This is a genomic window from Peptostreptococcus canis (assembly GCF_014229965.1).
Classification (GTDB): Bacteria; Bacillota; Clostridia; order Peptostreptococcales; family Peptostreptococcaceae; genus Peptostreptococcus; species Peptostreptococcus canis.
The window spans coordinates 15,471-36,859 of the sequence record NZ_JABGBW010000003.1; the positions used below are offsets into that span (position 1 = coordinate 15,471).

General features: G+C 28.9%; 19 protein-coding genes. 4 read left to right on the plus strand and 15 right to left on the minus strand.

Going from position 1 to position 21,389, the window contains the following annotated elements:
• Positions 1-24 precede the first annotated feature (24 nt).
• A complete protein-coding gene (locus HLB29_RS05470) occupies positions 25-1,149 on the minus strand; it encodes a hypothetical protein (protein WP_185624160.1) in 1,125 nt (374 codons plus the stop codon).
• Between the two features lie 294 nt (positions 1,150-1,443).
• On the opposite strand from HLB29_RS05470, the gene HLB29_RS05475 reads away from it, so the two are divergent.
• The 3 genes from HLB29_RS05475 to HLB29_RS05485 all read left to right on the plus strand — a co-directional run bounded on the left by HLB29_RS05475 (position 1,444) and on the right by HLB29_RS05485 (position 3,149).
• Positions 1,444-2,190, plus strand: a complete 747-nt coding sequence (locus tag HLB29_RS05475; protein WP_185624161.1) for an HAD family hydrolase — start codon at positions 1,444-1,446, stop codon at positions 2,188-2,190.
• Positions 2,191-2,251: 61 nt separating this feature from the next.
• Positions 2,252-2,680, plus strand: a complete 429-nt coding sequence (locus HLB29_RS05480; protein ID WP_207719530.1) for a hypothetical protein — start codon at positions 2,252-2,254, stop codon at positions 2,678-2,680.
• A complete protein-coding gene (locus HLB29_RS05485; RefSeq protein ID WP_185624162.1) occupies positions 2,667-3,149 on the plus strand; it encodes a hypothetical protein in 483 nt (160 codons plus the stop codon). Before HLB29_RS05480 ends, HLB29_RS05485 begins: the two co-directional genes overlap by 14 nt.
• A 202-nt stretch (positions 3,150-3,351) precedes the next feature.
• On the opposite strand, the gene HLB29_RS05490 is transcribed toward HLB29_RS05485, so the two are convergent.
• The 13 genes from HLB29_RS05490 to HLB29_RS05550 all read right to left on the minus strand — a co-directional run bounded on the left by HLB29_RS05490 (position 3,352) and on the right by HLB29_RS05550 (position 18,783).
• On the minus strand, positions 3,352-3,936 hold the full coding sequence (locus HLB29_RS05490; protein WP_185624163.1) for a hypothetical protein: 585 nt from the start codon (positions 3,934-3,936) through the stop codon (positions 3,352-3,354).
• A gap of 134 nt (positions 3,937-4,070) precedes the next feature.
• Entirely contained in the window at positions 4,071-4,508 is a 438-nt protein-coding gene (gene sufU, locus HLB29_RS05495) for a Fe-S cluster assembly sulfur transfer protein SufU (RefSeq protein ID WP_185624164.1), read from the minus strand.
• Positions 4,498-5,733 (minus strand): aminotransferase class V-fold PLP-dependent enzyme, encoded by a 1,236-nt coding sequence (locus tag HLB29_RS05500; RefSeq protein WP_185624165.1) that lies wholly within the window; start codon positions 5,731-5,733, stop codon positions 4,498-4,500. Before HLB29_RS05500 ends, sufU begins: the two co-directional genes overlap by 11 nt.
• Before the next feature lie 22 nt (positions 5,734-5,755).
• Positions 5,756-6,586, minus strand: a complete 831-nt coding sequence (locus HLB29_RS05505) for a SufB/SufD family protein (protein ID WP_185624166.1) — start codon at positions 6,584-6,586, stop codon at positions 5,756-5,758.
• 11 nt (positions 6,587-6,597) lie between these two features.
• On the minus strand, positions 6,598-8,022 hold the full coding sequence (sufB, locus tag HLB29_RS05510; protein ID WP_207719531.1) for a Fe-S cluster assembly protein SufB: 1,425 nt from the start codon (positions 8,020-8,022) through the stop codon (positions 6,598-6,600).
• Positions 8,012-8,776 (minus strand): Fe-S cluster assembly ATPase SufC, encoded by a 765-nt coding sequence (gene sufC, locus HLB29_RS05515; RefSeq protein WP_185624167.1) that lies wholly within the window; start codon positions 8,774-8,776, stop codon positions 8,012-8,014. The genes sufB and sufC overlap by 11 nt, the downstream gene beginning before the upstream one ends.
• 405 nt (positions 8,777-9,181) lie before the next feature.
• Positions 9,182-10,063 (minus strand): class C sortase, encoded by an 882-nt coding sequence (locus HLB29_RS05520; protein ID WP_185624168.1) that lies wholly within the window; start codon positions 10,061-10,063, stop codon positions 9,182-9,184.
• Positions 10,064-10,085: 22 nt separating this feature from the next.
• Positions 10,086-10,985 carry a class C sortase gene (locus tag HLB29_RS05525; protein WP_185624169.1) on the minus strand — a complete coding sequence of 300 codons (900 nt, stop codon included), beginning with the start codon at positions 10,983-10,985 and terminating at the stop codon, positions 10,086-10,088.
• A 46-nt stretch (positions 10,986-11,031) separates the two neighbouring features.
• Positions 11,032-11,883: a class C sortase gene (locus HLB29_RS05530; protein WP_185624170.1), complete on the minus strand. Its 852-nt coding sequence runs from the start codon at positions 11,881-11,883 to the stop codon at positions 11,032-11,034.
• Between the two features lie 85 nt (positions 11,884-11,968).
• Positions 11,969-12,859, minus strand: coding sequence for a Cna B-type domain-containing protein (locus tag HLB29_RS05535; RefSeq protein ID WP_185624171.1), 891 nt, complete (start codon positions 12,857-12,859; stop codon positions 11,969-11,971).
• Positions 12,860-13,019: 160 nt separating this feature from the next.
• Positions 13,020-14,606 (minus strand): SpaH/EbpB family LPXTG-anchored major pilin, encoded by a 1,587-nt coding sequence (locus tag HLB29_RS05540; protein WP_185624172.1) that lies wholly within the window; start codon positions 14,604-14,606, stop codon positions 13,020-13,022.
• A 180-nt stretch (positions 14,607-14,786) separates the two neighbouring features.
• Positions 14,787-17,201, minus strand: a complete 2,415-nt coding sequence (locus HLB29_RS05545; protein WP_185624173.1) for an Ig-like domain-containing protein — start codon at positions 17,199-17,201, stop codon at positions 14,787-14,789.
• Between the two features lie 298 nt (positions 17,202-17,499).
• The gene (locus HLB29_RS05550) at positions 17,500-18,783 is read right to left on the minus strand and encodes an LPXTG cell wall anchor domain-containing protein (protein ID WP_185624174.1); all 1,284 of its coding nucleotides are present in this window, start codon (positions 18,781-18,783) and stop codon (positions 17,500-17,502) included.
• Between the two features lie 336 nt (positions 18,784-19,119).
• Between HLB29_RS05550 and HLB29_RS05555 the strand changes: the two genes are divergently transcribed.
• A complete protein-coding gene (locus HLB29_RS05555; RefSeq protein ID WP_243155093.1) occupies positions 19,120-19,797 on the plus strand; it encodes a class A sortase in 678 nt (225 codons plus the stop codon).
• A 177-nt stretch (positions 19,798-19,974) separates the two neighbouring features.
• On the opposite strand, the gene HLB29_RS05560 is transcribed toward HLB29_RS05555, so the two are convergent.
• A complete protein-coding gene (locus HLB29_RS05560) occupies positions 19,975-21,336 on the minus strand; it encodes an MATE family efflux transporter (protein ID WP_185624176.1) in 1,362 nt (453 codons plus the stop codon).
• Positions 21,337-21,389: the final 53 nt, after the last annotated feature.

Below are 21,389 nucleotides of genomic sequence, written 5' to 3' on the forward strand. Positions count from 1 at the left end.
TCGCTAAATAAAATTAATTATCAATTAATTTATAAAATCATAAAAGTCTAAACTTCCGGATTCTACAAAATCATATAAGACATTTTGCTCAAATTCAAATACGTTTTCTTTGACCAGACTATCTTTTAGCCTGGTGGATATAAAGTTATCTATAAACTTCCTGGACTCATCGTCGTAAGTAGCTAAAAACAATTTATCTTCGCTGATAAATATTAAAAACATCAAGTCATTATTTATTACATAAATATCACTGTCTACATGAGAATTATCAAAATAATATTGAGAATATAGAGTCCCCGTTTCAAACCTGACTTTTTGTATCGCCGGATACATATCCATAATTTTTGAATCAAGTTCGTCCTTTTCAACTATATTGTATATATCCAGTATTTCTTGTTTGGATATTATATCAAATACTTCAAAATCATATATAGGATATGAATCTACTATTAATATTGATCTTAATTTATACTCTTCTTTTGTATCATCATATGCCAGACCATCATCATCTGATATTCTTTTTTCAATATTTACTATTATCTTTGCTTCATAATATCCGTCAATATCCTCGAAAACACAGTTACACACAAATCTGTCACTACCTTTTTTTTCTATCTCATTATACAATAATGCCCCATTTATTTTGGTTATATGAAGATTAGATACATCTTCATTATTGGAAAAATACATCAAACATTCCCTATCTCTCGCAATAAATCTCATGACCATATAGTTTATAAATTCCTCATCTGTTTCTATATCTTTACAAGTCTTATCCATCAAATCATATATGCTCATTTTCATATCGTCGATATTACTATAAAAAGAAATCAGATCACTATTAAACTCTTTTGGAATTGGTTTTTCATTTCTTTTGTTCTTGTCCAAATAGGCTTTGACCAGGAAACACGCTTCCCTTTCATTTAAATCTACATTAACTCCACCCAATCCTCCATATCTCTGTAGATAAAATAAATTTCTATCTTCTTCAGACATATCTTCCAGTAAATAAAAATCAGATATTCCCAAACCTTCAGAATCAAGCATAAATATATGAGATATATTACTTTCTTCATATATCCATTCAATTGCCAACATCATAGTTCCCATAAGTCTGGTATTGGTACAAAACGATTTATTAAATATCATTATTTCCTCCATTATAATCACATAGTCGTACTTTGATTATATATAAAGATGTAGAATATATCAATTATTTTACTTTCATTTATATTTCAATCTATAGAAATCCATATAAAGTTTATTTTATTTTACTTTTCAATATCTTTGTAACATGCAAATATTGTAGAATATTTGAAATATTTTACTTTTATTTAAGTTTTAATGATATAATGTATTAAAATAGGAAACTTTTAAATGTTTATATAAAAACAAGCAAATATTCTTAAAATAAAATAATAACTAAAATAAAGGTGGTGTAATATGCTAAAGAATATAGCAGCTTTTTTTGATATTGACGGGACTTTATATAGAGACTCGCTTTTGATAGAACATTTTAAGAAATTAATTAAGTATGAAATTATAGACTCAAGAGAATGGTCTGAACACCTTGAGACAACTTATAAAAATTGGGATAAAAGACAGGGTAATTACGATGACTACCTTTACGAAATATCCGATCAATATGTGGAAGCCATCACCGGACTTAATAGGTCTTTTATGGATTTTGCTACAAAACAAGTAATAAAACTTAAAGCCGACAGAGTCTATAAATATACTCGTTCAAAAATAAAATGGCATAAGGAACAAGGTCATATTATAATATTTATTTCCGGTTCACCCGATTTTCTAGTGGATAAAATGGCGGAAAAATACAAAGTAGATGATAATATAGGGAGTAAATATCTGGTGGAAAACGGGAAAATGACTGGAGAAGTAATTCCTATGTGGGATTCAAGTAGTAAAAATGAGTCTATAAATTTATTTATTGAAAAATATAATATTGACATGGATAAATCTTTCGCTTATGGTGATACAAATGGAGATATAACAATGCTCAAAAGAGTAGGAAATCCTATAGCTTTTAATCCATCCAGAGAGTTGCTTACTCATATTAGCCAGGATGAACAACTTTCAAAAAACATAAAAGTAGTAATAGAAAGAAAAGATGTAATATATCAAGTACCTGCCAATGTACTTCATATAGAAAACTGTTGCAATACTTATTAAACTTGCAATACTTACTAAATGAGTGAAAAACCTATTAAACATACAAAAGGGGGAATTTATTATGAGTACATATAACGATTATGCTTACCAAAGAGAATTATTTAATAGTGGTAATTTTAGAAGATTGTATGAATCACTCAATAAGTTTGTAGAAAAAGATGCCGAATGGTATTTTTTAAGGGGCTTATCCGCTATGAAATTAGGCTTTTACGAAGAGGGTGAGGACTATATAAAAAGAGCAAAGTATATGAATCCTGAAAATCAAGAATATAAAGAAGCATACGAACAATATATAAATTATAGAGATGGCTATAACAATCGTGCCAACTTCTATAATAACAGTAGACATAGAATGAATAATCCGGGTTGCTGCTGTTGCTGTAGTGATTGTTGTTGCTGTGGTGATGATTGCTGTGAAAACTTGTGTAAATTATGGCTGTGCGACTCTTGTTGCGAATGTATGGGTGGGGATTTAATTGAATGTTGCTAAATCAGGAATTTTTCTGGCAATAAATTCTATTCTCCTGCTAAGTACCAATTACATACCGATAAACACTATCTCCTTGCTTGCTTTGGCTTCTTTAATGTCAGCATTTGTAATTATTGAGTTAAATTTAAAAACGGGAGTGGTATTTACTATTGCAAGTTTAATTTTATCATCGATTTTGATACACAACAAATTCCATTCCGTTGTTTACATAATTACTTTTGGCAATTATGGAGTGATTAAATATATTATAGAATCTAAATTTAAATTAAAAATACAATACGTGATTAAAATCGCGTATTCTTTAATGGCTTTTAGTATTCTTTATATGGTGGCAAGAAGATTTATAAATGTAAATTTTAAATTGATTTACATCTTAGGACTTGAGATATTGTACTTCATTTATGATTATGTGTATTCTCATGCCATTGACTATTATATAAATACATTAAAACCTAAAATAATAAAATAGTAATACATCATTTTTAGAGTATACTTTTAAAAAATAGTCCAATTTAATAAATAAAAAAACTGCTCTATTTAGTATTTTACCTAATTTGAGCAGTTTATTTTATTTATTATTCTTAGTAATTTTTATTAAAATCAATAATTCGGCGAATTTCTAAAAAATAATCAACCTGATAATTTTTTTAATATTAGTATTTTGCCGGTTGCTATCTTTTTTCAAGTGAATCGGCTATTCTTTCAAGGGCATTTGCAATTCTTTTTAGACTATTATCTATAGATTGATTTAAAACTTTCGACTCTTTCAATGAATTATATTCTGTGTAAGTTTCGTCTTTTTCATCTTCATCATAAAAATCTATCTTCAAATCAGAAAAATTATCATCATCCATTCTGTCTAATGCCTCGAAATCATATAAACTTTCATACTCATCCGGCAAATCATCTTCACCAATTTCTTCGGGACTATATTCCGGTTCCTCTTCGTCAAATTCTTCAGGATTATCTTCTAATTCATCATCATTATCCTCAAATAAGTTTTCGTCGGAAAATTCTTTTTCTTCTAACTTAATCGTCAATTTCTCTATTTCTTCTTTAGAATTATTTCTTCCCTGAGCTTTCAATTCTTCAAGCTTCGGTATCATTCCAGAATCATCGAGTTCATAGCCCCAATCATCATCGTTTTTCGATAGAAGTTCGTCAATTTCTGTATATTGCCCGGTACCGTCATCTAAATTCTGACTCTTTTTTTCGTTTTCATCAAATTCCAATAGTTTTCTTTTTTTAAATTCCATTGTTACACCTCATCATCAGAATAAACCACATATTAATTGATATTATACATAAATTTTTTCAAAAAATCCAGTATTTGCTTTTATGTATGAAATATCATTTAATACTATGATGTAGTTGGCAAAATATTTATAACTTACTTAAAATTTTTATCTATTATATTACTTAAAGTATGCCAAGCCAGTACTGCACATTTTACTCTGGCCGGCATATTAGAAACATTTTCAAGAACAACTGCATCTCCCAAAGCTTCTATTAAGTCATCATCCACAGGCACTTCTTTTTTTATCATCCCAATGAATTTTTCGGTAAGTTCTTTTGCTTCATGGATATTTTTACCTTTTATCAAATCTATCATCATTGATGTTGATGCCCTTGATATAGCACATCCTTCTCCCGTGAAGCTGGCATCCTTTATTATTTCACCATCCATTTCTACATGAAGATTTATTTCATCTCCACAATTTGGATTATGCCCTAATTCTGAAAAAGTTGGTGATTCTAGCTCTCTCCTATTTGCTTTATTGTTACTCTCTTGAAGTAACATATCCGTATATAAACTTTTAAGATCCATATCCCATTACCTTTCTCACTTCTTTCAGTTTTTCTATAAAGAAGTCTATTTCTTCAAATGTATTGTATACTGCAAAACTTGCTCTACAAGTTGAGTTTTGATGTATATGACTATGAAGTGGCATTGCACAGTGATGTCCTGTTCTAATAGCTATATCGAATGTATCTAGTACCGTAGAAACATCATGTGAATGTACGCCTTTGATATTAAATGCTATTAAAGGAGATCTAACATAACTTGGTGTAGAATATATTTCAACAAAATCAAGTTCACTCATCTTTTTATATGCATAGTCAGTTAACTCCAATTCATGTTTATGAATATTATCTACGCCTATTCTTTCCATAAAATCGATAGCTGCAGCAAGAGCTATTGCACCACCTACATTTTGAGTTCCCGCTTCAAATTTTGCAGCCGGTTTTGCATATGTAGTAGTTTGTTCATATACATATTCTATCATGTCTCCACCATACATAAATGGCACCATTGAATCAAGTATTTCATATTTACAGTACATTACACCTATTCCCATAGGAGCATACATCTTATGACCGGAAAATGAAATAAAATCTACATCCCAGTCTTTAACATCAATTCTCAAATGTGGTGAAAGTTGAGCTGCATCTATCGAAACTACTGCACCTACTTCATGAGCAAGTCTTGTTACTTCTTTTACATCTATCACTCCACCAACTGTATTTGAAGCACCGGCTAAAGCTACTAATTTAGTTTTTTCACTTAAAATATTTTTGTAGCTTTCCATATCCAGTTCATGTTTTTCATTTAAATATACATATTTTAATATTGCTCCGGTTTTCTGTGCTACATATTGCCATGTAACCAGATTGCTATGGTGTTCGTATATAGAAAGGACTATTTCGTCACCTTTTTTTAGTTTATCTAAAGCATATGAGTATGCAATTAAATTTAGTGCCTCAGTGGTGTTTCTGACAAATACTATTTCATCAACAGAAGATGCATTTATAAAGTCCTTTACTTTCTTTCTTGCATCCTCATACATTTCTGTTGCCAACATTCCCAAATAATGTGCTCCCCGATGTGGATTGGCATTTTGATAGCTATAATAATTAGACAAGGCATCTATTACACACTTTGGTTTTTGTGATGTGGCACCGTTATCAAAATATACTATTTTTCTTCCCATTTTTTCTTCGTCTAAAAACGGAAACTCTTTTCTAATTTCCATTATCTGTTCATTATTCATACTCTCACCCCTATCAAAACTATTATATTCTAGCTTCTATATAACTCCATACTTCTTCACCCAACTTTTTATTAGGTAATTTGTGAATTGTTGGAGCTAACTGAGTTTCAACCAACATTTTTTTCGCTTCTTCCATGCTTAGACCTCTACTCATTATGTAAAATAATTTATCCTGATCTATCTTTCCTGCACTGGCTGCATGTAAACCTTCAACAGCATCTTCTTCACATAGAAGTACAGGAACTGCTATATTTCTTACATCTTCATCTAACAATGTTGCAAATTCTTCTTCTGCTCCCTTAGAGTATTTTGATCCTCTCTTAAAATCAATCGTACCCTTGAAAGTCTTTTTTGCCTTATCTTTAAGGGCTCCATTCACCAATATATCAGATGTTGTTTCTTCACCAATATGCTTGACATGATAATAAATGTCTAAATTATTACTTCCATCTACAAAATATATTGATTCTATATTTGTCGATGATTTTTTACCTATTAAATTGGCTGTATAATTAGTAACTGCTCTTTTGCCTCCAGCCTCAACCTGGATAAAGTTTACAGTGGCATTTTCTTCAACATCCGCATTTATATCCGTAAGTGCTGCTACTTCTTCATGACATCTGGCAACATAATATATATTTACTATAGAGTCCTTTTTTGCCTTAATATTTATTTTTGTATGTCTTGAAGCTTCGTTGTTTTCAATTTTATTAATATCAAAAAGTGCTGAAACTTCATCTCCTTCTTCTGCTATTATTTCATTTACTTGGTCTTTAACCTCTGGCAATTCGATTAGGGCATCATTTACCTTTAGCCATCTCCAAGTAAGAAGTGGTAATGTATTTCCAATCATGTTTTATCCTCCTAACCTATTGTTCCTTCAAGTTCAAGACTTATTAAATTATTCATTTCTACTGCATATTCAAGTGGTAATTCTTTTGCTATTGGTTCGGCAAAACCTCTGACAACCATTGATTTAGCTTCGGCTTCACTAATACCTCTTGACATCAAATAGAAAATAACCTCATCATCTATTCTTCCTATTTTTGCCTCGTGACCTAAATCTACATCTTGTGTCGCTATATCGATTACCGGAATTGTATCTGATCTTGATTCCTGATCTAGCATCAATGATTCACAACTCACAGTAGATTTAGAACCTGTAGCATTTTTCGTAACTTTTACAAGCCCTCTATATATGGCTACTCCTCCGTCTTTAGATATAGATTTTGAATTTACTGTCGATGATGTATTTGGTGCTGCATGAATCACTTTTGTACCCGTATCAAGATACTGACCTTTACCTGCAAATGTAATGCCCGTAAATTCAGATTTCGCATTTTCACCCTTTAATATACTCATCGGATATAGACAGGATACTTTTGAACCAAATGATCCGGATACCCATTCAATCTTTCCATCTTTTTCGACTATACATCTTTTTGTATTTAAATTATACATATTTCTAGACCAGTTTTCTATTGTAGAATATCTTAATGTAGCACCTTCTTTTACGAATAGTTCAACCCCACCGGCATGTACATTTACTACATTGTATTTTGGTGCTGAACATCCTTCTATAAAATGACAATAAGCACCTTCATCAATTATTATCAACGTATGTTCAAACTGTCCTGCACCGGGTGCATTCAATCTAAAGTATGACTGAAGTGGTACATCTACCCTTACTCCCTTTGGTACATATACAAATGAACCACCAGACCAAACTGCGTAATGAAGCGCTGCATATTTATGATCGGAATAAGGTATACATTTCATGAAGTATTCTTTCACTATTTCCGGATATTCTCTTACAGCAGTTTCAAAGTCTGTATATATAACCCCCTGATCTAAAAGTTCTTGTTGCATATTATGATATACTACTTCTGAATCATACTGTGCACCTACACCAGAAAGATTCTTTTCTTTTTCGGCTTCCGGTATTCCTAGCATATCAAAAGTATTTTTTATATCTTCCGGAACTTGAGCCCAATCTTCCACTAAATCAGCATCCGGTCTTATATATGTTGTAATGTCATCAATATTTACTTCATCTAAGTTAGGTGCCCAAGTGGGATTATCCAATTCATAGAACTTTTTAACCGCCATTAATCTAATTTCAAGCATCCAATCCGGTTCATTTTTTTCCTTACTAATCTGTCTAACGATTTCTTCTGTTAGACCCTTTTCACTTTTTGATTTATATTTAAACTCATTTTTTATATCGTATATTCCACGATCAAGTTCTTCAACCTGAGTTCTCTTTCTTATTTCTTTATTAGTTTCCATTAGATGAATTCACCTCATCTCTAATCCAGCCATAACCTTCTTCTTCAATTTTTTTAATTAAAGAAGCATCGCCCTCTTTTACTATTGTACCATCTATAATAACATGTACGTAATCAGGTACTACGTTTGCAATTATTTCCTTGTGGTGCGTTATTATAATCAAAGACTTATCATCTTTCTTAAAATTTTTAATTCCTTGAGATACTATTCTAACTGCATCAACATCAAGCCCTGAGTCAGTTTCATCAAGCATAGCCAACTTTGGATTTAAAATCTGCATTTGAAGAATCTCAGTCTTTTTCTTTTCTCCTCCTGAAAAACCATAATTCATATATCTAGCCGCATATTCCGGTTTCATTTCCAATTCATTCATTCTCTTTGAAAGATCCATATTAAATTTTAATACAGACACAGGCTTGTTATCAACTGATGATTTTGATGTTCTGATAAAGTTTTCAACGCTAATACCCGGCACTTCAATAGGATGCTGAAAAGACATAAATATACCTTTTTTTGCCCTTTCATCAGCAGCCATATCAGTTACATCTTCATCTTCAAATATTATCTGACCTGAAGTCACTTCATATTTTGGATTACTCATTATAGTATTTACAAGAGTAGATTTTCCAGAACCATTTGGTCCCATAATTACATGAGTTTCTCCTTTTCTGATAACTAAATTCACATTTTTTAATATATCCTTTTCTCCGACCTTCACATTTAGATCTTTTATTTCTAATAAATTATCACTCATAGAATTCACTACCTTTCATTTATGTTTAACTTGAATTTCATTTTTATACAAGACTATATTACTATGATTACCCAAAAAAATCAATTAATCTCGACTAATTTACTAGGATTTATTTTATTTTTTTTCATTTTTTACATATTTTACATAAAAAATAGCAATAAATGATATTTTTTATCATTTATTTTAACAATAAAAACATTGGTAATGAACAATATACTTATAAACCTATTTTAAATTTTTATAAATTATAATACTTAAATGAAGTTTATAATTTATAAAAAATAGCTTTTAAGTAAATCTTATATTCAACACCAATGTTTCTAAAATATGTAATGTTTTAAGAATAATTCTGATATATTTATTTAATAAATACATAATAATATAGTTTATACAATATAATATATTCTATCCGTTTTTTAATATTCTAATTATTTTCAATAATATCAACGCTATTAATATTACATTTACTGTACTAACTATATATGGAAATATTTTTCTCAATTTAACTGAAAAATCAATATTTTTATTTGATATGTATTTTATTATGCTGCTATTACTGATTTCACTATTATCATCTATTTTGGAAATTTTATTTACTCTTTTAGCATTTACAAGCAAACGCATATTATATCTTGGTGCCTGTGTACATGTCAATAAAGTCAAAATATCCTTACCTTCTTCTGATCTTAGTTTATCACTTTGATCCGGATATATTTTTTCCATTCCATAAACTTCATATTCAAGCTCTTTTCCCATAAAATTAATAAGTATCTTATCATTATTTTCTAATTTGTGTATATTCAAAAACATTAATTTATTATAGTAACCGCTATGCCCAGCGATTACACATCTTGTTCCATCACCTCCAATAGGCAAATCACTTTCGGGTAATACTGCGACACCTTTTGCTATTTTTTTGTAGTCGGCATCCAAATACAAATCAAATGATTGCCCCAACTTTGGTATGGAAATAAAACCAACCTTTTTATTCAAGTCAATTCCTATTTTTTCTAAATCACTCTTTTCTTTTATTTTGTTGTTTTGATTGCTAAACACATCTTTTATTTGTCTATTTTCATTTCCTTTTAAATCTTCTTTTGATTTTTTATTATTTCTCAATATCTCGATCTGTTTTGTTATATTGTTTTCTTTTTTTATTTCTTTTTTATACTCTTCATTTTTTCTATATTGTGCAAAATCATCTATCGACATACTGAAAAATGGATATGTTATAATCAAAATTCCAATCATGAAAATTAATAAACCAATTATTTTTCTTTTTTTCAATTACTCTCTCCTCGGCTAATAATTACATTCTTTTATCATTCTTTTTTTTAATATTTTTTCTCTTTTCCAATTTCTTTCTATATATAATAATTGATACAAAAGCAAGCAATAATACTAAGATAAATCTTATCATTTTTCTTAGTATACTTTCTTTCCTATTTTTATCAGCAATTTTTTTACTAGTTTGAAGAGGTATTCTTTCTCCTTTTACTAATAATCTATGAGAATTTATCATATACGGCGTGCATGTCATAAGTGTGGCATAATCTTTCCCTTTCTTAACTTGAACAGGTTCAAAATCAGTAGGATCTACAACCTTTATTTGGATAACTTTATAAGCTAATTTTTCCTTTATATTGGTAATATAAAATATATCTCCTACCCTTACTTTATCCAAATTTGTAAAAAGTTTAGCAGATGGTAGTCCTCTATGCGCTGTAATGACTGTATGAGTATTTTTTCCTCCTGTTGGTAAGCTAGTTCCCTCAAGATGCCCAGCACACTCTTGTAATACAGTTTCACTTGTTCCGGCTTTTATTATAATATTTTGTTCGATTTTAGGAATCTCTACATAACCAATCTTCTCATGTACTTCCAACATTCTTGCATATTCTGCTCTTCCTGCTCTTTCTTTTTCATTAAATGGATCACCAATATTCTCCGGTTTTAAAGTTTGATTATATGCATTTGCCAATTCTATTTTCTTATTTATTTCATAGCTCTCAATTTTATTTGCAGTTTGTTTAAAATCACTAATATTCCGTCTTGATAAATAATTATAGTATTGTTGGCTAACAAAAGGATATACTATTATTATTACACCTATTGCTACTATTATTATCCATAAATTACTAACAAACTTATTTTTAGTGCCATTATTTTTTGTATCTTCCTTCTTTATATTTCTTTTTTCTTTACCCATCTTTCTTATATAGTGTCCTCCAACAAATAGTTCTAATAGTATATCACTATTTTTTTCTTTTTCTTTTAAATAAAATTAAAAATACAATCAATATAAAAATAATACTGATAAGCCCAATTTTTAACAATCCATTCATACCGGATTTGTTTTCTTCATCAATTTTTTTATTAGGATTATACGGAATTCTATGTCCTCTTACAAGTAATCTATGTGAATTTATCATATATGGCGTACATGTTAGTAATGTTGCATAATCTCTATCTGATTCGATTTGTAAATCTTCAAACTTGGTTGGCTCCACTACCTTTATTTGATCAACTTCATATGCCAATGTTTGTTTTATATTTGTTATATAAAAATGATCTCCTACCTTTACTTTTTTCAAATCTGTAAATAATCTATTTTTAGGTATACCTGAATGTGCTGTCAATACAGTATGACTGCCTTTGCCACCTATTGGAAGAGATGTACCTTCCATATGCCCAACGCCTTTCTGTAAGACAGTCTCACTAGTACCGGCATAAATAGGCAATTCTTCATTTATTTTTGGTATTGATACGTGCCCTATTTTTTCATGTACTTCTAACATCTTAGCATAAGCAGCTTTTCCTTCCTCCAATTTTTTCTTTAAGTAAGGATCATCCACTACTATATTACTCAAAGAATCATTATAAGCTTTTGCCAATTCCATTCTTTGCTTAATTTCATAGGTTTCAATTTTTTTTACATGTTTATCAAAGTCTTTAATAGTATCACTTGATAGTCTACTATAATATAATTGACTAATAAAAGGATATATCATTACTAATACACCAACTAATATAATAAAGTTAACAAAATTATTAATTATTTTATTGACTTTCTTCTTTTCCTTAACTTTTTTTGGATATTGTTTCATATTAAATACCTTTCATAAAATTAGAATATAATTTTAAAAATAAAAAACACCCCAAAATAAAGATAATGAGATGTTTTTTATTTCTTTACTTTGTATGTGGTTTTTTATATACTTTATAACCTAGTGCCATCAAAATTATACCTAAACCTATAATTAAATATATTGTCCAATCACCAGTCCTAATTATTGAACCTCCTCTTCCACTTTCTTTTGGTGGATTTTTGGAAATGTTATTTTCAGTATTTGTTATAATAAATACATTTGAATCTTTTTTCTTAATATCTGATATATATCCATCTGGAACCTGTTCCTTAATAGTGTAAATTATTTCTTCCCCGTTTGAATCTTTTTTATTTAATGATTTAAATGTATACGACCAATCATTAGTATCACTTAATTCAACTTCATTTATTTTTTTATTATTTGCATATAAATAAACTTGTATCTTTTTTAACTTACTCCCTACCCACACTTTTTTTACAGATATTTCATCTCCATTTGATGGTGTAGTTGATTTAGTATATACTTTTATAGATTTATTTGTCTTTTCAATATTAACTATAAAAGGTGATGTACTATTGCTTTTTTTCAATATATCTCCTGTTTTTTCAATCTCTATAACATAGTATGAACCTATTTTTAGGTTAGATATTGTAGTTTGACCACTATTATCGGTAGCATCACTTATTATAAATTTACCATAAGTTTCATATTTTTTTTGAATATCTTCAATAGACATTAATTCTAGTTCTTTCACTAATTTTTCTTTTTCTTCATTACTTATTTCTTTGTCACTAATCTTTACTAGTCCAAATATGCTTCCTGATACAGGCGTAGTATTTTCTTTTCCATCCTTGTTTAGTAATTTAACTATGCTAATAGAACCAGTATCATTTGCATATATTTTATTTATAGAAACAGAAAATATCACCATAAAAATCAACAATATTAATGAATAATATTTTATTTTTTTCATACTTTTTCTCCCTTCCTCTCACTTGCCTCAATCAATCACTGAAAAAATTCTTCAGTGATTGATTGAGGGGGCGATTATTAATCACGTCATCAATTAATATTTAATTTGATTTTATGTAATCCCCCTCGAAATTTAAAAATAAATTTATGTTACATATAAATTATGCTCTTGAATTTCTTTTTTTCATATATATACCTAAAGTTGTAATTAATACTCCTCCGGCTATAACAATTATCGAACCTATACCACCAGTCTGTGGAATAGTAACCTTATTATTATTTATTACATCTGGATCTGCTTTTGTCAAGCTATTTATATTTGTTGGATCATTATAATAACTATTATAACCTACTGTAAACATCTGAGGCTCAGTTATTAACGCATAATCTTTAGGTGCTTTAATTTCCTTGATATAGTAATCTGTAGTACCTGCCTCTTGCGGTTTTTTATTTTTTTCACCAAATGGCAACCCAACTACTTCAAATTCACCATTCTCACCGGAACTAAATATTGTCACCTTATTATCGGCTTCTATTTGTTCATAAGTTTTACCTTCAACTTCTGATTTTTCTATCCATTCATTTTTTGTTACTTTATCTCCAGTTAATGTTTGCTTTAAATATTTTGTTTTTTCTTTGTTTAAAACAAGAAATTTTGCGTCTTTTAATTTTGTGTCACTCTTGGCATCTTTCTTTACAAATCTTTTACCACCTGTGTGTAATTCAGGTTCTTCTGATTTCTTATCCTTTTTATCATTTGGATTATGTCCATATATTATTTTTGCTTCATTAGGATTTTCTGCCCCTATTATGGCATCTTCATTTATAATAGCTTTATATGTAACAATTATTTCATCATCTTTTTCAAGGCTTTTTATAAAAGTTTCTTTAAAAGTAATCTTGAACTTAGCATTTTTCGTATTTTCAACTGCATCAGTTGTGTAGTCGGTATTAATGTTAACTGGAACTACATTATTTCCTTTTTTCTTAATATTTACAGCTAGCTCACCTGCATATGTTAGACCTTTTGAAAGTTGATCTTCTATTTCTAATATTTTATAATCCTTTATACCTTCTGGCATCTTAGAAGTTATTCTAAATTGTTTTTTTTCACCAATAAGTGCCGTATCACGTTGGTCAGTTTCATTTACGTACTTATGAATATCCGGTTCATCAACAGTATTTTTAGGATACACATATAAAGGATTATTCTTGTCTATCGTTGTAAATTTATTTCCGGCTGCATTATATGCAGGAAGAGAAATTTCCATTGGAACAGCCTTTGAATTAGCCAACTGTTTCTTACCTTCAATAGTTGATTTTTCTTTATTCTCAACTATTATATACTTTCCTTCATCTAGCCCCTTAAAGTTTATTTGCCCTTGTTCATTTGTTAACTGAGAATTGACAAAAGTGCCGGAATTTTGTACTAATTCACCAATTTTATCTGGTTTACTTTCATCATACTTATGTACTTCGAAACAAACTCCCTTTAAATACTTAATACCATTTCCAAAAAACTGTTCTTCATTTGATATTTTTGTTCCATCATATGTAATACCATTATGTGTAGGATTTTTTGCATCCCAATTTTTTAATGCATTCTCATCTGGCATCAAAATTTTTGTCAAAACAACATCATATGTTTCTGCTGCCGTTACTGCACTTACCTTTGTAGCAGGTAACATTGATGAAATAATAACGGCAAATGCCATTAAAATCCCTAAAAACTTACTAATTTTCTTCATTTTTTCCCTCCAATTTTTAATTTAATATTTTATTACATCAAAACTACTATTTTATATAGTAATAATAATAAACAACTTTTAATTTTCTATATATAATCAATATATCAATTTAAAAATAGTCAAAAAACAAACTTTTTTTATTAGATTAATTAACATTCACTTATTAAAAATAAAATAATATTAGTTAATTAAATCTTTTCTATTTCTATAAAGAATACCTATACAAGTAATCGACATACCTATCATCACAAAAATAATGCTACCAATACCGCCAGTTGCAGGATATACAGGATTCACTTTGTTTTTTAATTTTAATCCTACCTTAGTATAATCGGTTCCATCACCAATTACCAATATTCTCTCACTAGGTTCGGAAATTTCTGTGAATCCTTTTGGTACTACTTCTCTTATTTCATATGTATAATAATCCCCTGATTTATCCTTTATATCTAGATTCTTATAAACATATTTCCAATGACCGCTTCCGTCTCTTGTTAGTACTATACTGTCTTTCCCATTTACTTTTATTAACTCATCCGGTGAATTTGCGGTTTTTCTATATAATTTAACTTCTACTGAAGGTAAACTATCATTTTTTATTATCTGTCCTGATGTATTTTGCCACAATTTTTCTACCGGCAAATCAAATAATTTCTTTTTCTCTTTATTATAAACTTTTAATGAAGCGTTTATTAGACCATTATCTCCTTTTTTACCGGTATATTCCTGTTTATCATACTTATTAAACTCGAAATCTGAAGTCAAACTATTCTTATCTTCTTCAATAAAGTATGTATAATATTCACCATTGTCATTTTGCAATTCCAGTTTTTCAAATGTATATTTCCAAGATATATCCGGATTAGGATCATATTTAAGCATTCTTATTATAGAAAATTTATCATCTACCTTATTATTAATTTTTCTCTTCAAAGTAACAGTAATAGGTGGATGATTTTTCGTCTTTTCATTTGGTATAATTCTTTCATTGAAATCTATCCATACCTTTTCAACGGGTATATTTATTCTATATCGCTCATTCTTTATTACTATAAGATTTACTTTATCTCCCTTTACCTCATATGTGTATGTTTGATTATTTTTTATATACCCGGGCGGAGGAATAACTTCCTTTATGTCATAACTACCCGGTTCTAAAACTTCAGATATGGCTTCTCCATTATCATCGGTTATTAATTTAAATGTCTTGCCCGTTTTTTTATTTTCAACAATAAACTCTGCTTTTGGAAGAGATTTTGTCACATTATCCTTGTCAATTTTATGTATTTTTAATTTACCAATGGTACTTGCAGAACCCTCACCACCAGATTGTGCTGATTCAAAATGAGAACCTACCGGCTCTTCTTTTTTTCCAATTATAAGTTTGGCTTTATTCCTTAATCTATAACCATTAATATAATTTGATCTATATGTCAACATTAACTGTCTTTCATTAATTCCATCTATTAGTTTTCCTTCATCATCCGTTAAATTTAATGGCTTTACTTCTTTGTCCCATATGGAATTTAAATTCAAAGAAAAACTTCTATTATTATCTTTAAGTTCTATATAAGAGCTGATATTTATACTTTTGTATACTTTTTTTACATTTCCAAATTCATCATGCTTTACTATATGTAACTCAAAAGAATTCGGGACGTATGCTATTAAACTTGGATCATATCCTTTTTCAACTTCTATTTTGTCTTCTATCTTGGTATTTTCCAAATTTCCTTTTTTGTGATTAATTCTTAGTACCCACTTTATTTCCTTATTATCTGGTTGATCAGGTAATCTTTCACTCCATTTAACAAAAACTTCATTTTTTGGTCTCCTTGGTCCATCACTATCGAATGGTTTTGTCTTTCCATCAATAGTTATTTGAACTATATTCGTATCCTCATTGACAAGATAAGAACTTATTAAATTAGCTGCAAGATACATTGTACCTTTTAAATCTTTTTTTCCAATAGGACTTTCCACATATTTTTCAAAGGTTACTGTTACTTTTCCTCCTCCATCTTTATTAGGAGAAACAACAGCTTTTGCTACAAGTTGCTTCCCATCGGGTGTCATTAAATCAAAATGGGTCGCCGCTTTATAATCCGGAAATCTAAGTTTATCAGGTAAAATTACTTCAAAATAATCTCCTGCTTTAAGATTGCTTAAATCTCCCGGAACTTCCCAGTTCATTTTTAAATAATAACTTTTCCACCATATTAACTTTTTTGGTGTTTCATAACTCTCCTGTTTCTTCTCAACAATATCGAAATCCGTAATTTTAACATTCACTTTTGTTTTATTTCCCCGAACCGATTCCAATACTTTAAGTTCTTCATTTCCGCCATCATTGTTAAGTATATTTAATCTGTCATTTGATTCTCTATCAACTTCTATTTTTTTACTTTTCGATAGCTCATTATTTCCTTCTACATATCCCTCGTCAATATGTACTTCTTCAAGCCTATTCTCCCTAATACTCTGTGCATTGCCAACTATATCGTCTGAAACAGCATTTGAGTATATATTTGCAAACATACTAAATATTAATAATATGAGAAATAATAGCTTTACTCTTTTTTTTATATTTAGCATAAAAACCTCCCTTATTTTTTTATAATTTATATTCCCAATTTTTATTAATTCCCAAAAAACTTTCTTGATAATCATTTTTTATTTAACACCATAGCAATTACTATTTTCTAATGAGTTGTTTTATATTTCTATACATAAATAATTATATCATAAAATTTTTAATTTTCTTCTAAAAAAAAATAAATTTTTTTTTAAGATTTATAAAAAGTATTATTGCATATACTCAAAAAGATGTCCAAATATAATTATTCAATCATATCTGAACATCGTTTAATCATCTTTATATTAAATTAATTTATTACTTTTTAGTTTTCTTTCTTAGAGCAAATACTCCGCTAGAAATCATAGCCAATCCGGCTACACTATATCCAAGAGTATTAGCAAAACCAGTTTTTGCTAAGCCACCTCTTTTAGTATTTTTAGATATATTATTATTTGAAGTCTTGCCGCTACTTCCCAAGCTTATATAAAGAACCTGATTATTTATCTTTCCAGATTCAACTTTAAAAATATGTTTCTTTGCATTAGCATAATTATGCAATTTATAATAATAATTTCCCGGATTTAATATTAATGTTCCGTCATTTAACAAGAATTCTGCACCTTTAGATACTTTTGTTGTATCCAACTTTCCTTCTGCATTTGTTTTTCCAACAAATATTAAAGTTTCATTTTTACCATTTACATCAGTAGAGTATACTGCTATTTCTTGATTTGGAACTCCTTTTTTGGTATTTTTATCTAAAACTTTTATGCTGGCACCAGTTTTATTTCTTGAATCATTACCACCAGGAGTAGAACTATCTTTTACAAATCTCACATTCAAATCTTTTATTTGAGATGAGTTTATACTAAAGAAAACACCTTCCTTTGGAAGAGAATAACCTCCCACAGAGTTTTTTCCTGTAAGTTTATACTTACCACCTGATAGCAACATTGTTCCATCGTTTACATCTACCTTTGTACCTGGCAACTCACTCGTTCTTTCAAAGGCTTCTGTTAAAAGCCCATCTTTGTCAGTACTAAATGTAGATATTCTTATATAATTACTTCCTGATAAAGCATAAAGATCATATGTCATCCCTTCAAGGGGTTCTCCAGACTCATTTTTTGCTTCTACAATAGCCTGACCTAATTCTGATATTGGAGTATATTGTTCATCAATAGGATTTCCACTTCCACCTTCCAGTACTGTAAATACTTTCGGTCTAACTTTCTTATAAAATCCAGAAGCCGGAACTTCATCAACATAATAGTATGTCCCTGCCTTTAAATTTATATTTCCATCTGAATCTACTACATTCGATATATCATATCCATTAAAGGCTTTTAATGTTTCCTTATTCAGTTTCCCATCATTCTTAGTTGCAACAGTAAATATTTTCTTTGATGTACCTGCCATGACATCTTTTTCATAAAATGCAATAGTTAGATTATTTACCGGATCACCATTTTTGGAATTTGTAAATTTTGCACTAATTCCATCGGCAAACGCTAAATTAAGTGCTCCTGTTGACATAGCCATTGGAACAGAAATAGCAAGTGCTAATACTAAATTAACTATTTTCTTACCAATTTTCATAATACTTCCTCCTAAGTTATATAGAATAATACTTTAGTCATACATTATATAGTATTTTTAATGTATGATAAAAGTGAGTACTCTTAAAAAAACTTCATATTTCATAAATTGAAATTCTTTAGCTTTGGTATTAACAAATAAAAAGAGTACAATTTTTATATAATAATACCTATTATCATAATAACATATTTTTGTTAAAATTAAAATATCTATTGATTATTTATTACTAAAAAAAATCTAAAGAAATATATATTTTAAAATATTAAGCATATTTGTATTACTTTATACATATATTATGATATAATTTAATTGAGTTTTTTAGGAGGATTTATGTTTATGAAAAAGAAATTTGCAATATTTATTATATTATTAGGTGTCATATTTTTTTCTTTGCCTAAAATATCAGAATTAATACTTATGAAAAATAATGATGATATTAAAATTGAAGAAATATCCGGACATGAACTGGAGAAAAATGCTGAAACCGGAAATAAAAACTACGATGCTTCTAAAGTCGATCCTATAGATATAAATGGAGTTGTACTTAATAGAGATAAGGCAGATATGACCAAAATAGTAGGTCAACTTGTAATTCCGTCTATAAATAAAAATATAGCTATTTTTGATGGATTAGAAAACAATAACCTAATGTATGGAGCCTGCACTATGAAACCGAATCAGAGAATGGGTCTTGGAAATTATGCAGTGGCTGGACACTATATGAAAAATGACAAAGTTCTTTTTGGCGGTCTTATGAATGTAAAAATTGGTGATACCCTTAGAATTACAAACAAAAAAAATATCTATGAATACACTGTTTTCAAGACAATGAAAGTTTCGGATGACAGAACCGATTTAATACAAGACGCTGTGATTACTCATTCAGATGGTAAAGCAGTATTATCTTTAATGACTTGTTATTATGACGAAAGCGGATATAGATATTTTGTAGTTGGTAAATTTAAAGATCTTTATCCATACAAACAAGAAAAAATGCTACAAGGATTAAAATAAAAAGAGAGCTATTTTCATCTATACTTTGCTGAAAATAGCTCTTTTTTGTATTAAATTTTATTGAATGTTTAATTCATTTTGTCAATAGTTTTGATATTTTTTATTTATACTGACATTTTATTTTACAATCTGTTTTTTTATTTGTAGTTACTATGAGTTGATAAATATACGTTTTTGTTAGTTAAAATTAACATTTATTAACGTCTTTTTTAAATCTATACTGCAAACTATCATAGCTATAATTTCAGATATTGGTAAAGCCCACCAAACTACATCAATATTATTCATTAAAGATAGAAAATACAAAAGGGGTATCAGCACACAGATTTGTCTAATCGCAGTGTTTTTTAAACTTAACATCCCCTTCCCCAATGCTTGAAAGGTACCGGAAGATATTATAGATATGCCGGCAAATACAAATCCAATTCCCATTATTCTAAATGCTGACAATCCAATGCTCATCATATCATTAGATGCATTAAATAAATTTAATAATTGTCTTGGAAATAATTCAATTAGAATAGTTCCAATTAGCATTATAATAAATCCATACTTCATACCTAATTTTATTGTATCTTTCATTCTCTTATAATTTTTAGCACCATAATTATATCCTATTATAGGAATGATTCCATTATTGAGACCAAATATCGGCATAAATATAAAACCTTGAAGTCTATAATAAATTCCCATTAATGCAACGGCTGTAGTTGAAAATCTGGATAAAATTTTGTTAATACTGAAAATTGTTACAGATATTATGGATATCATTATTATTGATGGAAGTCCAACCTTATATATCTGTTTTGTGATGCTTGAATCTATTTTTAAATATTTAAAAGATAACTTAACTTCACTTTCTTGCTTTATACAGAAAAAAAATACGATAAGTGAACCTATTATTTGTGAGAATACAGTTGCAACAGCTGCCCCTTTCAGTCCCATTGCTGGAAATCCTAATAGTCCAAATATTAAAATAGGGTCTAAGATAATGTTTAATATTGCACCTATAGATTGTGCAATCATAGTTTGAAAAGTTTTTCCTATTGCCTGTAATATCCTTTCCAGTGTAAGATGCATCATCAATCCTAATGAACCCACTGTGCATATTTTTAAATAAATGGTTCCATGTTCTATTATATCTTTACTGCCAGTTTGAAGTGATATTATATTATCTGATAAAAACAATCCTATAAATAAAAACATCAAGTAGCTAATAATAGTCAAAGCAATTCCATTTCCGGCTGCTTTGTTTGCATTTTCTATATTTCCAGCCCCTAAACTTCTTGACACAAAAGAATTCATACCCACAGCTGTTCCTATTGCAACAGCTATGACAAATTGCTGCACAGGAAATGATAGAGAAACAGCGGTAAGAGCCTCTTCGCTTACCCTGGATACAAATATACTGTCAACTAGATTATACATCGATTGTATAAACATAGAAATCATTATAGGAGCAGACATACTTAAAACAAGTCTTCTAAGTGGCATAACTCCCATTTTATTTTCTACATAATTTCTATTTGCACTACTCATTCTATACCTCCATAAAGCTATATTTTTATCAGCTATAACTATTTTTCAAATTC